This is a genomic window from Acinetobacter sp. ACNIH3 (assembly GCF_002918965.1).
GTDB lineage: Bacteria > Pseudomonadota > Gammaproteobacteria > Pseudomonadales > Moraxellaceae > Acinetobacter > Acinetobacter schindleri.
Genome location: NZ_PQLP01000001.1, coordinates 90,100 through 106,164 on the forward strand (window position 1 = coordinate 90,100; position 16,065 = coordinate 106,164).

The window sequence follows — 16,065 nt, forward strand, 5'->3', positions numbered from 1 at the left end:
TATTTTCCTTCCAGAAGGAGAACCGAAGGAAATAAAAGCCTTTGTTATTTTAAATCATCATCGCAGTTCTTCTTTTCAAAGAAAGCACGACGACGGGTTTTCTGCCAGGGCAGGGGACGTTCCAGTGCTTCCGGTACTTCACCACTCATTGAGCGCAAACGTAAGTGCAGTGCTGCCTGAGCCATCAGATTGGCCGAAACTGGTGCTGTAATAAAGGCAAACAGGGTAATCAGCACTTCAGCAAAACCAAAACGACCAAAGCTTGCAGAATAGATCATCGCAGCAATCAGGAAGCTACCGAGGCCCAAGGTACTGGACTTGGTCGGTGCATGCAGGCGCATAAACAGGTCGGGTAATCGAACCATACCAATCCCGCCGACCAGCATAAAGAATGAACCGATCAGCAGGAAAATCGAGATCAGAATTTCTAGGTATAATTGCATCTGAGAACTCCTAATCGATCACATGGCCAGTGGTAAAGTAACGTGCCAGCGCAGCCGTAGAGACGAAACCTAACATTGCCACGAGTAAAGCACCTTCAAACATAAAGGTACTGGCCCAGTAAATACCGAGGATGACGACCAGACAGGTAGCATTCAGGAACAGAGTATCCAGAGCCAATAGTCGGTCCACAATTGAGGGTCCTATGACCAGACGTGCCAGACACAGGAACATGGAAATGGTCACGGCACCCAGACAAATCAGTAAGGCATAAGGCAAAATCGTCATGCATTTTCTCCAGTCTGAGCGCTAAAAATCTCAATCAGTGGACGTTCATAGCGCTGTTTGATAACTTCAATCTCAGCAGCTTCATCGTCGGTACTTAAGGCATGCACCAAAATGTCGCCACGATCCTGATCAATTCCGGCAGATACCGTACCTGGCGTTGTGGTAATGATCATTGCCAGTAAGGCATTTACTTCTTCATGTTCAGTATCCAAAGGAACACGGAACCATTTGGGATGCAAATTTTTGGTTGGTCCTAAGACCAGAATAGCGACTTTAATATTGGCAACAATAACGTCCCAGATCACCACAAAGAACAGACGAATGGCGGGTAGCCAGTGAATATTCGGTGTATAGTCAATAAACCGGAATACCATTCGTGGAATTAATACTGCAAGGACTAATGCGGTGACGAGTGTACCTGCATCCAGACTATGATTGAGTAAAGACCAGCTTACTCCGACAATGACGGAAACCAGTGGATGAGGGAACCAGCGGCGTAAGAACGATGCTTTCATTATGGTCCCTCCTGCGGTTTAAGCTGGTTATCGCTTGGCGCATTTTTCTGTTCAATATACTGTTCATTGATCTGACGCTGTTTGAATTCAGAAATATTTTCACCTTCTAAAGTTGCCGGTGAAATTACATATGGAATCAGATGTGCATTTGGATCTGGATTTTCCCCACCATATTTGGTTTCAGGCAAATATTCCGGGTCAAATGGCTGCACGCTAATGACCTTGCCTTCAGCATCACGTTTCAATAATGCCGCTTCATAGACTGGATTATCTTTAATTTGTACAGCAGTGCGATACACATAATTATAGATAGGTGAAGCAAATACCACATAGGCTGTCAGTCCGGCGAGCAACAGGTAAATCACCTTATCATTACGCAAAGGTGCCCGGCTTGGCAGGGTTTCGTACTGGGTAAAGGCTTCAGAATGGACATTATCATCCGGTTTGCTGGCCCGCCAGAACAGGATAAAACCAACCCGGGTAAAGGCTAGAATACTCAGCAAGCTAACCAGTAGCACCGTAATAATGATGATCATCTGATAAGGTGAGCCTGTCGTAGCCTGCAAGATAAAGACCTTACCGAAGAAACCACTAAATGGTGGCAGACCGGCCATCATCAAGGCAATGATAAAGTAGACTATCGATACCAGGGTATTCTGTTTCATCTGTGGTGCGATTTTAAAATGATCTTTAAACTCACCACGCTGAGAGGTGATCCAGCCGCTAAGCATATAGAAAGCAGCAGCAATCACGGTACTGTGCACCATATAGTACAAACCACCAGCCCAAGCTGCTGAATTATTCAAGGCAATTGCAATCAGAATAGTACCCACTGAAGACAGCAGCATAAAACCAATGAAGCGACGCAAACGATCTGTGCCAATAGCTGCCACAGCACCATATAACGACGTGATCAGACCAATAACCATCAGACAGTTCATCAGAATCTGATGGCTGTATTCATCATCAAAGACCGTACCATTGACCCGCAGGATGGCATAAATACCCACCTTGGTCATGATGGTAAACAGGGCTGCTACCGGTGTGGTTGCCACAGCATACGTTTTCGGGAGCCAGAATCCGACAGGCAGCATGGCAGCCTTGATTCCAAACACCACAAATAACAGCAGTCCACCAGCAACTGCAATTTTATGTTGATCATTTTCCAGCGTTGGCATCAGTCGGGCAACGTCGGCCATATTCAGGCTGCCGACACTGCCGTAGATCATGCCTAAGCCAATCAGAAACAGGGCAGAAGCCAGCAGGTTAATTGTGACATAGTGAATACCCAGCTGGAAACGAGCCTTGCCTTGACCATGCAGAAGCAGGACATAAGATGCCATCAACAGGATTTCAAAGAATACAAACAGGTTGAACAAGTCACCTGTGAGGAAAGCACCACTGAGTCCCATCAGCAGGAAATGCATCATGGCATGGAAATAACGTCCGCGCATGTCCCAGTCACGACTGGCATACCAGATAATCGGCACAGCCAGTGCATAGGTCAGTACCAGCATCAAGGCAGACAGCTGATCCAGAACCAGTACAATTCCAAATGGAGCAGACCATTCACTTAGGGTATAAACACTGATTTGTCCCTGACTGGTGCTTATCAAGTAACTGATTGAAACCACCAGGCCCAGCAGCGTTGAGACATGGCTGATGCCACGACGCCAAGGTTGACGCCAGTCTGTCGCCAGTGAACCTGCACCAGGATTGCCTAATAACAGCAGAATGAATGCAGTGAATGCTGGCAGGAGAATACTGAAAATAGGTGTATGTTGGACCCAGAAATTATAAAGATCAGTCATTAAGGCTCATCCTCACGTGGGTCATGGTTTGGTATTTCTTCTTTGGAATCAACGTGGTCTGTCCCTGATTCATAACGGCTGCGAAGTGCCAGCTGAACAATGAATGCCGTGGTGGCAAATCCGATTACAATAGCAGTCAGTACCAATGCCTGTGGCAGTGGGTCCGTAGTTTTGGTGGTTTCTGTAAGGACTGCAGGTGCATTGAGCTGAATACGTCCCATGGCAAACAGAAACAGGTTGACGGCATAACCGATCATTGCCAGACCCAATACTACAGGGAAGGTACGGGCACGCAGGATCAGGTAGATCCCGGTTGCTGTCAGGAGTCCAATTGCAGAGACCAATAAAAATTCTAGACTGATCATTGCATTATCCTCTTGGTACCGGGCCAGTCATAGACGAGTGACGTGAATCCCCAAGCACAGAAATCATTAACATGGTCGCGCCGACCACGGTGACATAAACCCCGACGTCGAACAGCGCTGCAGAAGCCAGATGCATATCGCCCAGTATTGGGGGGTGGACATAAATATGCGCACTGGTCAGGAATGGACGTGACCAGAACCAGGCAGCAACACCAGTTAGGCCAGCAAACATCAAACCGCTACCAATCCAGATTTCATAGAGACGACCAGATTTAGCACCCAGCATTTTTTCTGCATGATCCTGACCGATGGCAATGTACTGAATAATTAAGGCTAAAGAAGTCACTAGGCCTGCGATAAAACCACCGCCAGGCTGGTTATGGCCGCGCATGAAAATATACAGACTCACCACCAGTGCGACTGGCAAAATCCAGGAAGCAGTAATTCGCAGCATCAGCGGGGAGGGGTTAAAACGATAAGTCAAACCTTGAGTAATGGTAGTGCCATGGGCACGCATACCATCCATCAGGCTCAATACGCCAATCGCCGCAATACCGAGTACGGTGATTTCACCGAAGGTATCGAAACCACGGAAATCCACCAGAATCACGTTCACCACATTGGTCCCGCCGCCGAGCGGAATTGACTGCTGGGCAAAGAACCAGGAAATTGAATTATGATCTCGGGTCATGACGAGCCAGGCTACCCAAGCAATACTCAGACCACCCGTAATTGCAATAATGGCATCGCGCCAACGTCGGGTCGGACTGGATTCATAAGGGGTGAGCTGTGGTAATAGAGACAGGCTCATCAGCAGCAATACTGTGGTAACTACATCGACGGTAATCTGGGTCAGGGCCAAATCTGGTGCCGAGAAACCGATAAAGATCATGGTCACGACCAGACCGACTGCACCGCTGATCAGTACGGCTTTAATCCGCTCGTGATGGAACCACAGCATCATCCAGCAGGCTGAGAATAACAGCAGCCATAAGATAATCGCTAAAGCCGGTGCATGGGTCAGCTCACGTGCGCCAGTACCAATCTGATGAGTCAGTAAAGGTACAGCAACCAGACCGATGGTAAAGATCACAATCCACAGCAGATAGCTTTGCAGTTTGCCATTTTCAGTGGCACGGCGAAAACGACGTGAATTTAGCAATAATGATTTTAAGAATAGGTCAAATAAAATCCGGCCCTGAAATTTGCCCAAGCTCGGATCAAGATCAATTTCACGAATCAAGCCGCCTTTGGCCAGCGAGAAATAGAATAGGATTCCGCCAATCAGGGCGATCACACTCATTAAGAGTGGTGCATTAAAACCATGCCAGATAGCAAGGTGGGTGCCTTCAAACGCCAGGTTTTGTGTGGCAGCCCGGGCAGTGCTATTAACAATTTTCTCAACCAGTAAGGCAGGCAAAATACCGACCAGAATACATAAGGTTGCCAGTAAAGTTGCTGGCGCACGCATGCCAAATGCTGGTTCGTGTGCATTTTTATTCGGTACATGGCGCCCAATTGGACCATCGAAGAATACGCCGTGGACCAGACGAATCGAATAGGCTACCGCGAAAATACCGGCTAAAGTCGCGACAATGGCAGAGCCAATCATTACTGGACCACTTAGGTTGGCCAGCAGTTCAGTAAAGAACATTTCCTTGGACAGGAAACCATTGGTCAATGGGACACCTGCCATTGAGGCAGCAGTGATCATGGTAAGTGTTGCAGTAAAAGGCAGTAATTGCCATAAGCCGGACAACTTGCGTAAGTCGCGTGTACCCGATTCATGGTCAATAATGCCGGCAATCATAAACAGTGCAGCTTTAAAGGTTGCATGGTTAATGATATGGAAAATTGCAGCAGCCACCGCGAGTGGTGAACCAATCCCCAGCAGACACATGATCAGGCCAAGATGACTGATGGTTGAATAGGCCAGCAAGCCTTTCAGATCTTCCTTAAAGATGGCAAAAAAGGCTGCCATGCACAGGGTAAATAGACCGATAAAGGTAACAATATTATGAAAAAGTGCCGCGCCAGCAAAAATTGGCAGCAAGCGTGCGACCAGAAATAAGCCCGCTTTTACCATCGTGGCAGAATGCAGATAAGCAGATACTGGTGTCGGTGCTGCCATGGCATTTGGCAGCCAGAAATGGAAAGGAAACTGCGCACTTTTGGTAAAGGCACCAAGCAAAATCAGCAGCAGGGTAGGTACAAACAGGCTATGCGATTGGATCAGCTCGGTCATCCCAAGGATCTGATCAATCTGATAAGTTCCTGTAATCTCGCCCAGTAAAACGAAACCACCCAGCATTGCTAGACCACCCATGCCGGTAATGGTTAACGCCATGCGTGAGCCACGTTGGGCCACTTCATAATTGCTCCAGTAACCAACCAGCAAGAACGAGGAGATACTGGTCAGTTCCCAGAAAATTAATAAAATAATCAGGTTATTCGACAAGGAAATGCCGAGCATCGCTGCCATGAACAGCATCAGCAGGATATAAAGTTTGCTGAGCGAGTTCTTCGGACTTAAATAATAGTAGGCATAAATAAAAATCAGGGTGCCGATGCCACTGATCAGCAGAGCAAATAATAGCCCCAGAGAATCCAGGCGGAAACTGAAATCAATACCAAGTTGAGGCAGCCATGACCAGCTTTCGCTAATGACTGCGCCATCTAGCACCGCAGGCGCTTGGCTGAGTAATAATGCAAAACTGCTGAGGCTGACACCAATGGCCCCTAAGGCCGTTACCCCGCGCGAAAATCTTTTCAGCCACGAGACAAGGGTTGTGCCTAATACTAACGGTAACAATATAATAATCGGCAGCACACTCGTATCCATTGTCGTGAGTTAGGTCGTCATGAACCTAGGGTGAATCTTTATCTTTCAAGGATTACAGGAATGCAAGGAGCAGCCCTAATTTCTCAATCTTGAAAGCCAAATCGTATTCAAAGAATAAAAAACAGTTGTATTGCGCAACTTATAAACGATAGCAAATTCCGATTTTACAATGAAAAATGCAAGTAATTCCGATCATATTACAGGATAACAACAACATCAATCTTTTTGTGTACGACTTAACAATTATACGATGACCCCATGAAAACATGGGGTGCATGCTTGAGCACATCGACCGGATTGAACTGAAAATAAAGATCAAATTTGAAGATTCTATTGAAAAAAATGGACAGCCTTGAAGGTCTGCTTCGATAAGGAGCCATTCAGAAAAATTAAATCAGGTTAATTCAAGAGCCAGCTTATTCGCTTAAAACGGAATTTGGGGAATTTTCCGGTCATTCTGATTCAGTAAACGTAGCAACTCCTGTTGCTGCTCTTCATTCAATGTTTGCTGAATCAGTTGCAAGATTGAAAGTGGTGTTACTTGTTCAAGCTCGGGCTCGAGCAGCACGATTTCCTCAGTATTCAGTGTTTCTTGACCCAAGCCTAAATTGGCATAGAGTTGATCAAATTGCGCTGGGATTGTATCAACTTGAATTGGGGAGAGTTGTTTATTTTCAAGACACAGACATTGAAAATCCGCTGCCTGTTCCAGTAACTCAGGACGGTTACCTGTCACAATGATTTGCAGTTCAGGAAAGGCTTGATGCAGACGAGACAGAATGACTGCTGCCATGTCCTGATCCAGCTGATGATCAATCGCATCAATCAGTAGAATGCCACTGCCTTCCTTGCATGGAAACAGGCTTTTCGGATTGAGCAGACATAGGCTTTTCGGATTGAGCAGACATAGGCGACGCACAATATCTCCGACTAAGGCAATCCAGTTGCGGATGCTATTCGGTAATTGCTGTAAAGTCTGGGTTTGTCCTTGGTAGCTCACCATCAGCTGCATTTTAGGTTGGTACTGCAAATAGAGATTGCTGACTTCAGGCAGAACGATCGACAAAGCTTCACGCAGGCTATTTAAACTCGGAGTATTCACCTGAATCTGGGCATGTTCAATATGCTTGACCAGTTCATCCATATTGTGTTTTTTATCCTGCTGCGAAGCGCGGCTCAGGATTTGCTCCAGAATCTGGGCACTCTGGGCATTTTCAATGTCGCTAATTTCCCGGAACCATTCAAAAAAACGGGTAAAAGTCGTAAAGGGAATAGCTGCAATTTCATAGGCATACACCGTCTGTAAAATCGCCGGATTATTTTTACTAAGCAAATTGATTTCATTGACAAAACGCTCAGACGGATAATAGGCAATCAGCGGTAAGCCCAGCATTGGATCTTTGGCGAGGGCTTTCTGATACAACGTGACCATCGCTTCGAGTTGCGATGTATCTACCTTACTCAGTCCCACACCCTGACTATTTAAAGTTTTATAAAGCTGCCAGCTACACTGCTGGGTAGAAGATTGCTGTTGATCGCTACTTTCTGCAAAAGAGCCAATTTCTTCAGGAAAACGGACCTGAATATTGATCTTGGATTGCAGACGATGTTGCATGATGTCCTGATCCAGCATCACCATGCCGGCAGTACGCAGGTCGCGATAGCGCGCAGCGAACCAGGTCAGTGCCTGATAGGTGCTACGCAGCAGGGCCGTTTTACCAGAACCCTGATCACCGAGAATTAAGGTAACGGGCAGTTTATGATATTTAAAATCAAGCTGGATATCAGAAAAGTGCAGGGTATGTTTGAGTTGTATGGATTCGACTTGCATAGACCACCTGTATCGTGATGCCTACATCCATGCTGTACTAGCCTGCTGCCTGCCGTAATGATAGAGGCATTTTAATTTTTAGCTGCTGAATCAGGTCATAAATGTGGTGAATATTTAAGCTTACTTTAGCACGTGTACAGGCCACGTAAAGCAGTCTTAACTCTTCATCACTAATCTTGTGATCTTTTTCATTTAATTTAAACTGGTAGTCATCTTCAATATGGACCCGGTCCCATTCCAACCCTTTGGCTTTGTGGGCAGTGGAGATGATGTAGTCGGCCTGTCCGATTGGCGTGATCTTGGCCAGCGCAGTTTTTAGTGGATCAGTCCCATGCTCATCCACTAACTTTACTAACGGTTTAATGTCGCTGCCTTCATTGGTCTCGCAATATTCATGCACATCATGCCAGGAGTTAAACCAAGCCAGTTCAGGCACATCCACCACGCGTTTGCCCTGTTTCAGCATGGCAGCCGCTTCGACAAAACGGTTGAGCTTGACATGATCGGCCTGCAGACTGACCTTTTCACCACGCACAAGTCCAGCAAGCAGCAGTTCCATGGCGCGGGCATTGGTACGGCATAAAATCGCATCACGCATTTTAGTATGTGGTTTATTCACTACTTTAGAGTTCAGATGCGGATTACCGAGTAAGGGCACGGTTTCATTCAAGGCTCCCAAAATTGCATTGGCATTCAGGGCAATTTCAGGACCAAAACGGAATGAGGTGGTCAGGCGGGATTCTGGTAATGGCAGTTGCTGCATGGCATTGACTGCACCACGCCAGGCATAAATCTGCTGATGCGCATCCCCGACATAGATCACCTGGGTGCTGCGCTGTTTTAGCAAAATGCCCAGCATCAGGGGGTCAGCATCCTGAGCCTCATCAAACAGTACATAATCCGCTGGAATATTCGGTTCTGACAATGCCCAGAGTTTCAGATAAATATCATGTCCAATACCGGCCTGATGATTCGGATCAATTGATTCCAGCCAGCGACGCTCAACCGCAGGATAGAGTTTCTTTTGCAGGGCTTCGACATCGTCCGGATGTAACCAGCTTGGTGCCTGAATATGCCGTGGAGCAGGGTATTGTGAACTAGTTGAACAGAAATAACCGACCGCATTGGCGACCAGACTGGCCAGACGCGAAGGCATCATGACATATTTTTCATAACGGCCACCCATCATGCGGCGCAGGGTCATCGGCTCAAGGCGATATTCCTTGGCAATGAAGCTTGGACTGAGACGGGGCAGGCGCAGTTTATCCGTGACTCCACGTGGAACACTGCGATAGGCTAGTGAATGGAAAGTCCGGCAGTCCACACCACGATGAAACTTATTCTGTGCTTCCGCAGCAATGGATTTGTTAAATGCCAGATACATGCCACGCCGCTGCGGCATGGCATCGCTGATCATTTGTAAAGTTGTGGTTTTACCTGTGCCGGCATAGGCAATCACTTTAAAAGATTTGCCCAGACGTGCGTTATCAATCGCAGTGGCCTGCTCATAGGTTGCGGTCGGTTTAATTGGCTCAGACACAGGTAAATTCAAAATTTAGTGTGAGCGGTTGGCTTTTTCAACCAGACCGGATAAGCCCTGACGACGTGCCAGTTCATTTAAAACCAGTTGTGGATCAAGGTCGAAATAGCCCAGCATCACGATGGTATGGAACCACAGATCTGCCACTTCATAGATCAGGTCATTTTTATTGTCTTCGGTTGCTTCAGCTTTAAAGTCTTTGGCAGCAATTACGGTTTCAAAGCTTTCTTCACCGACTTTTTCCAGAATTTTGTTTAAGCCTTTGTGATAGAGCTTGGCAACATAAGATGAATCGGGATCAGCCTGCTTACGTTCAGCCATCATCTGACCCAGATAAGACAACACTTCAACCTGTTCTGATTGGGCATTAGATGCATTCATCGCCATGGTATGCGGGTTTGCAGATTTTTCACCATAGATCGCTGCAGGATCTTTGATTTGAGCATCGACAATTTCCCAGCCATTCGGCGTCAGTTTGCGATAGAAACAAGATTCACGACCAGTATGACAGGCAATTCCACCATGCTGTTCGATTTGCAGCACAATCACGTCAGCATCACAGTCCAGACGGATTTCATACACTGTCTGGAAATGACCAGATTCTTCGCCCTTATGCCATAACTTGTCGCGGGAACGAGAGAAATACACGGCCTGATTTTTTTCAGCTGTCAGTGCCAGTGCTTCACGGTTCATCCACGCCACCATCAATACACGACCGGTTTGATGATGCTGGGCAATGGCAGGTACAAGTCCTTGTTCGTTAAATTTTACTTCATCGAGCCATTGCAGGTTATTCATAAGGGTGTCCATCTGTTGAATCAATATCTAAATGTTTAATACATGCGGATCAAATATCCGTCCGGTAGTGTACGTGATCTGAGATCATTTGCGGCAAAAATCTGTATCTGAAATGACAGGATCTGTCGTGATAACTCAGGGTATCGTGATTAATGACCGATCAAAATAATAAAGCCGCCAGCAGGCGGCTTGGTTCAAATTGCATTTTCGCCTGGACTTACCAGTGCTCACCCGGGAAGATACGTGCATATGCTTTCTGCACCCAGTTCAGCTTCTGTGGCTGACCTACAGAGGCAGATGAACTTGGGAACAGGTTGTAGCCGATCGACATCAGTTTATTGTTAATGTCTGGTGCAATTGCATAAGTAATTGAAGCTAGACGACCCAAACCGGTAGCAACTTTTTTCGGTCGTTTCACAATTGCATGTGCAATCAGATCAGACGCTTCTTCAGGAGAAAGCGTCGGAACATATTTATAGATCTTGGTTGGTGCAATCATTGGCGTACGTACCAATGGCATATAGATGGAAGTAATCGCGATCTTATGTGAATTGACTTCTGCAGACAGACAGCGGCTAAATGCATCCAAGGCTGCTTTCGATGCCACATAAGCAGAGAAGCGGGTCGCATTTGCCAATACCCCAATCGAACTGATATTGATGATGTGACCCTGACGACGAATCATCATATGTGGCAGGATGTTCATCACCAGACGCACAGCACCGAAATAGTTCAGCTGCATGGTGCGTTCAAAATCGTGGAAGCGATCCACCGATTCATGTACCGCACGGCGGATCGAACGACCGGCATTGTTAATCAGAATATCAATGTGATCAACAGAAGCCAGAATCTGTTTGGATACTTCATCAATGGCGTCCAGATTATTCAGGTCACACGGAAAAACTGTTGCCATGCCGCCTTTTGCTTCAATTTCTTCTTTTACCTGGTCCAGAGTCTCTTTGGTACGTGCTACTAGCAGGACATGTGCACCTGCATCTGCCAGACGATGTGCTGCTGTCAGGCCAATGCCGCTGGATGCACCTGTAATGAGGATGGTTTTGCCTTGAACTCGTTTCAGTAGATGTTTCTGTAGTCTGGATTTCACGTTTGTTATTCCTGAAATATGCTGTAGGTTTACATTTTTTCTTATTTGGTTTGTACGTAGGTATGCACGAAAGTTCGTACACAATGAAGTCTGTATATGATAACGAATTATGCAGGAAAATCCAGAGATTAAGTTGTTGAAAATAAGGAAAATTTTAGAGTAATTGCTCTATTTTTAAACTACGTTTCAATTAATTTTTATTGTGATCTAACCATAAGATAAAGCTCATGAAAAGTAAAGCCAGATAAAAAACTCCATCAGAAATGATGGAGTTTTTTGCTTTAAAAGAAGGCTTAAACGGCTGCGAGTGACTGTTCCAGATCAGCAATCAGGTCATCAATGTGTTCAATCCCGATAGAAAGACGAACCATATCTTCACTCACGCCAGCCGATTTAAGTTCTTCTGGATTAAGCTGGCGATGAGTCGTAGTGGCCGGATGACAGGCCAGACTCTTGGCATCCCCAATATTGACCAGACGGGTGAACAGCTGCAGGGCATCAATAAAACGAGCACCGCCTTCACGACCACCTTCAACACCAAAAGTCAGAATGGCAGACGGTTTCCCTTTCACATATTTCTGCGCCAAAGCATGCTGAGGATGATCTTTCAGACCAGCGTAATTGACCCATTTTACTTTTGGATGCTGCTGCAAATATTCCGCAACTTTAAGTGCATTTTCAGTATGACGTTCCATACGTAGACTTAAAGTTTCCAGTCCTTGCAAAATCAGGAATACATTTTGTGGGCTGATTGCTGCACCAGTATTGCGAAGTGGTACCACACGGGCACGGGCAATATAGGCTGCTTCACTCAAAGCTTCGACATAGTTGACACCGTGGTAGCTTGGGTCAGGTGTATTCAGGGTAGAGAAGCGTGCTGCATGTTTGCCCCATGGAAACTTGCCGCTATCGACAATAATGCCGCCAATCGAATTGCCATGCCCGCCAATATATTTGGTCAGTGAGTGCACCACGATATCGGCACCGAAATCAAAAGAATTTTGCAAGACGGGAGTTGCTACAGTGTTGTCGACAATCACGGGTACGCCGTATTCATGCGCAATCTTTGAAATCGCTTCTAAGTCGATAATATTGCCGAGTGGGTTACCAATTGATTCCACAAAAACCAGTTTGGTTTTGTCGTCAATCAGACCACGCAGTGCTTCCGGGTTTTGGTAGTCAAAGAAGCGGACTTCAATGCCTTGCTTTGGCAGGGTATGTGCAAACAGGTTATAGGTGCCACCATATAAAGTAGACACTGAAGCAATATTGTCCCCAGCTTCAGCAATGGTCTGAATCGCGTAAGTAATGGCGGCCATACCGGATGCTAATGCCAGTGCGCCAATACCACCTTCTAGCGCAGCAATACGCTGTTCTAACACTGCTGTGGTCGGATTCATGATACGGGTATAAATATTGCCCTGAACTTTCAGGTCAAACAGGTCTGCGCCATGCTGGGTATTGTCAAAGGCATAAGAGGTGGTCTGATAAATTGGCACCGCGACAGCTTTGGTGGTGGGTTCCGGGCTATAACCTGCGTGAATTGCTAAAGTTTCTGCTTTATAAGTCATGATCGTTAGTCTTCTTTGTGTTTTGCTTTAATAAAATTGCTCAAATATTAGCGCTTGAAATATGAAGAAAAGTGCATATTTATTCAGATGAATATCTTAATTCACGATATAACATCAACAAAATAATGCAAGTTCAGGTACTAAAAATTCTGTTTGAAAAATAAACAGGATTAAACTTGTAACAAGGCATTAACTTCACCGGAATGGCTTATGTTTTGGAGACATTCTGCGTATAATAGCCGATTATTTTTTCGCTCATGATTGAGCAGGGGAAATTCATTTTTTCCCCATCTGGTTTTTCAATTGAGGAGTCCTACGTGGCCCAATATATTTATACGATGAACCGAGTATCCAAGATGGTTCCGCCGAAGCGCGAAATCCTCAAAGATATCTCCTTATCATTTTTCCCAGGCGCAAAAATTGGTGTGCTTGGTCTGAACGGTGCGGGTAAATCTACTTTGCTTCGTATTATGGCGGGCGTAGATAAAGATTTCTCTGGTGAAGCTCGTGCGCAACCGGGTATCAAAATCGGTTATCTGGAGCAAGAACCACCTTTGGATGAAACCAAAGACGTTCGTGGTAATGTTGAAGATGGCGTACGTGAAGCACTTGATGCTTTGGCACGTTTGGATGAAGTTTTCGCTGAATATGCAGCAGAAGATGCAGATTTCGATGCACTTGCAAAAGAGCAAGAAAAGCTAGAAGCGATTATTCAGACTTGGGATGCGCATAACCTGAACAACCAGCTTGAACAGGCGGCAGCTGCATTAAACCTGCCAGCTTGGGATGCTGATGTAACTAAATTGTCTGGTGGTGAGCGCCGTCGTGTTGCACTTTGCCGTCTGCTTCTGTCTAAACCAGACATGTTACTTCTAGACGAACCGACGAACCATTTGGATGCATCATCTGTATCCTGGTTAGAGCGTTTCTTGAAAGACTTCCCAGGTACCATCGTTGCGATTACGCATGACCGTTACTTCTTGGATAACGTAGCAGAGTGGATTCTCGAACTTGACCGTGGCATGGGCATTCCATACCAAGGCAACTACTCTTCTTGGTTAGAGCAGAAAAATGCCCGTTTAGAGCAGGAACAGAAGCAAGAAGAATCTTTTGCTAAAGCGCTTAAGAAAGAACTTGAATGGGTTCGTTCTAATGCCAAAGGCCAGCAAAAGAAAAACAAAGCACGTATGGAACGCTTTGAAGAGCTTAACTCGCGCGAATTCCAGCAACGTAACGAAACGTCTGAAATCTACATTCCACCTGGTCCACGTCTAGGTAACAAGGTTGTAGAAGTTGAAGGTATCAGCAAATCGTTTGGTGATCGTACGCTCTATAAAGATTTATCGTTTGTTGTACCGCCTGCTGCGATTGTGGGTATCGTCGGTGAAAACGGTGCGGGTAAAACTACACTCTTCCGTATGATGACAGGCGAATTACAACCTGATACGGGTACAGTAACTTTAGGTGATTCAGTTAAAGTTGCTTATGTAGGTCAGATTCGTGATACCTTAGATAACAACAAAACTGTTTGGGAAGAAGTTTCTGGCGGTTTAGATATCTTGCGTATTGGTGAATACGAAATCGCGTCGCGCGCGTATATCGGTCGCTTTAATTTTAAAGGCCAAGATCAGCAAAAACGTGTCGGTCAGTTGTCCGGTGGTGAGCGTAACCGTTTACAGCTTGCAAAAATCCTGCAAATGGGCGCTAACGTAATCTTACTCGATGAACCGTCGAACGACTTGGACATCGAAACTTTACGTGCACTCGAAGACGCGATTCTTGTCTTCCCGGGTACAGTGATGGTGATCTCGCATGACCGTTGGTTCCTTGACCGTATTGCAACGCACATCTTGTCATTCGAAGGTGAAACACCTGAATTCTTCACCGGTAACTATGCAGAATTCGAAGAATACCGTCGTAAACGCGATGGTGATGACCTGGTTGCGAAACGTCAGAAATACCGCAAAATTGGTGCTTAACTAAAGCGCAAAAAAACCAGCCCTAGGGCTGGTTTTTTATTCTATATTCTTAAGTTATTCAGCTTTCTATTTCTGATAAAAGTTGTGCAGCCTTACTATGATTTTGCTGTCTGGCTTTATCTAACCATAATCTGGCCTGTTCATCATTTTGATCTAGGCCTAGTTTCCCATGCAAATAATACACGCCAAGTCGATATTGTGCTTCCATATGTCCTCTTAACCCTGCACTCAGGTAGTTCCAGACAGCATTGCGTTGATAGATGTGTTTTGGGGTTAGGCGTTGGCTAATCTCTGGTATAGCCTGTAGTTGTTGCAGGGTCATGCACAGTGACTCATATTGCAAAGCCTGCAAATAATAAGTATCTGCTTCACTTGGCTGCTCCTCAATGAATGGAATAGGTGGATCATTGTAAGAAAATAGAAAATTTATAATTTTTTTAAGCATTTTTATTATTCCTTTATGCTGCATCCCTGCAATAAATTGGAATCCTTCTTTATAAGAATAAATTACACCAGTTTGTCTGATGATGTTTTTAAATTTTTAGATAATCCGATAAAACTAATCTAATGAAAGGCATAAAAAAGACTGCCGAAGCAGCCTTAAATATGAAAGAGAAAAATCAGATTTCCCATTCATGATTACATTCACGGCATTTCCATTTTTTCTGGCTTTGCATGAATGCCTGCATAGAGATTTTAAAGTCAGGCAAGTCTTTATAGAACATAAAGCCTGCAATCAGACAGATCACGAATACAATCACTGTCGCAGTCTGTAGGGTAGTGCCTGCACCGTCACCAAAAATCCACATACCAATACTGATGATCACCAGCAGAAGTAAGACAAATAGGGCAGGTACAAGAAGTACCAAGCTTTTTGGCACGACTGGACGTGCTGCTGGCTGACCTGGTTGTGCAAGCGGCATAATTTTAGGACTTTGACATTTCGGACAACGGTATTGCATTGCAACTCCAGAATTTT

Annotated in this window: 14 protein-coding genes; 1 reads left to right on the forward strand and 13 read right to left on the reverse strand. The window is 45.5% G+C overall.

Going from position 1 to position 16,065, the window contains the following annotated elements; genetic code table 11:
* Positions 1 to 44 precede the first annotated feature (44 nt).
* From C3420_RS00445 to C3420_RS00495, 11 genes are all read right to left on the reverse strand, one after another.
* Positions 45 to 443 (reverse strand): Na+/H+ antiporter subunit G, encoded by a 399-nt coding sequence (locus tag C3420_RS00445; RefSeq protein ID WP_004810062.1) that lies wholly within the window; start codon positions 441 to 443, stop codon positions 45 to 47.
* Positions 444 to 453: 10 nt separating this feature from the next.
* The gene (locus tag C3420_RS00450) at positions 454 to 729 is read right to left on the reverse strand and encodes a monovalent cation/H+ antiporter subunit F (protein WP_004810060.1); all 276 of its coding nucleotides are present in this window, start codon (positions 727 to 729) and stop codon (positions 454 to 456) included.
* Positions 726 to 1,244: a Na+/H+ antiporter subunit E gene (locus C3420_RS00455; RefSeq protein WP_004896311.1), complete on the reverse strand. Its 519-nt coding sequence runs from the start codon at positions 1,242 to 1,244 to the stop codon at positions 726 to 728. Before C3420_RS00455 ends, C3420_RS00450 begins: the two co-directional genes overlap by 4 nt.
* Complete coding sequence (locus C3420_RS00460) at positions 1,244 to 3,055, reverse strand: monovalent cation/H+ antiporter subunit D (protein WP_103799983.1); 1,812 nt, start codon at positions 3,053 to 3,055, stop codon at positions 1,244 to 1,246. Before C3420_RS00460 ends, C3420_RS00455 begins: the two co-directional genes overlap by 1 nt.
* The gene (locus tag C3420_RS00465; RefSeq protein WP_004896306.1) at positions 3,055 to 3,420 is read right to left on the reverse strand and encodes a Na+/H+ antiporter subunit C; all 366 of its coding nucleotides are present in this window, start codon (positions 3,418 to 3,420) and stop codon (positions 3,055 to 3,057) included. The genes C3420_RS00460 and C3420_RS00465 overlap by 1 nt, the downstream gene beginning before the upstream one ends.
* A 4-nt stretch (positions 3,421 to 3,424) precedes the next feature.
* The gene (locus C3420_RS00470; protein WP_103799984.1) at positions 3,425 to 6,262 is read right to left on the reverse strand and encodes a monovalent cation/H+ antiporter subunit A; all 2,838 of its coding nucleotides are present in this window, start codon (positions 6,260 to 6,262) and stop codon (positions 3,425 to 3,427) included.
* A 424-nt stretch (positions 6,263 to 6,686) separates the two neighbouring features.
* Positions 6,687 to 8,093: an AAA family ATPase gene (locus C3420_RS00475; RefSeq protein ID WP_103799985.1), complete on the reverse strand. Its 1,407-nt coding sequence runs from the start codon at positions 8,091 to 8,093 to the stop codon at positions 6,687 to 6,689.
* 37 nt (positions 8,094 to 8,130) lie between these two features.
* Entirely contained in the window at positions 8,131 to 9,633 is a 1,503-nt protein-coding gene (locus tag C3420_RS00480) for a UvrD-helicase domain-containing protein (RefSeq protein WP_071319786.1), read from the reverse strand.
* Between the two features lie 15 nt (positions 9,634 to 9,648).
* On the reverse strand, positions 9,649 to 10,431 hold the full coding sequence (gene hisIE / locus C3420_RS00485) for a bifunctional phosphoribosyl-AMP cyclohydrolase/phosphoribosyl-ATP diphosphatase HisIE (protein ID WP_103799986.1): 783 nt from the start codon (positions 10,429 to 10,431) through the stop codon (positions 9,649 to 9,651).
* 217 nt (positions 10,432 to 10,648) lie between these two features.
* Complete coding sequence (locus tag C3420_RS00490) at positions 10,649 to 11,536, reverse strand: SDR family NAD(P)-dependent oxidoreductase (RefSeq protein WP_004810045.1); 888 nt, start codon at positions 11,534 to 11,536, stop codon at positions 10,649 to 10,651.
* 293 nt (positions 11,537 to 11,829) lie between these two features.
* On the reverse strand, positions 11,830 to 13,107 hold the full coding sequence (locus C3420_RS00495) for an O-acetylhomoserine aminocarboxypropyltransferase/cysteine synthase family protein (protein ID WP_103799987.1): 1,278 nt from the start codon (positions 13,105 to 13,107) through the stop codon (positions 11,830 to 11,832).
* 317 nt (positions 13,108 to 13,424) lie between these two features.
* On the opposite strand from C3420_RS00495, the gene ettA reads away from it, so the two are divergent.
* The gene (gene ettA, locus C3420_RS00500; RefSeq protein ID WP_004810042.1) at positions 13,425 to 15,086 is read left to right on the forward strand and encodes an energy-dependent translational throttle protein EttA; all 1,662 of its coding nucleotides are present in this window, start codon (positions 13,425 to 13,427) and stop codon (positions 15,084 to 15,086) included.
* Between the two features lie 58 nt (positions 15,087 to 15,144).
* On the opposite strand, the gene C3420_RS00505 is transcribed toward ettA, so the two are convergent.
* Both C3420_RS00505 and C3420_RS00510 read right to left on the reverse strand, forming a co-directional pair.
* Positions 15,145 to 15,531: an SEL1-like repeat protein gene (locus C3420_RS00505; RefSeq protein ID WP_103799990.1), complete on the reverse strand. Its 387-nt coding sequence runs from the start codon at positions 15,529 to 15,531 to the stop codon at positions 15,145 to 15,147.
* 175 nt (positions 15,532 to 15,706) lie between these two features.
* Complete coding sequence (locus C3420_RS00510) at positions 15,707 to 16,048, reverse strand: hypothetical protein (RefSeq protein ID WP_004810038.1); 342 nt, start codon at positions 16,046 to 16,048, stop codon at positions 15,707 to 15,709.
* Positions 16,049 to 16,065 lie beyond the last annotated feature (17 nt).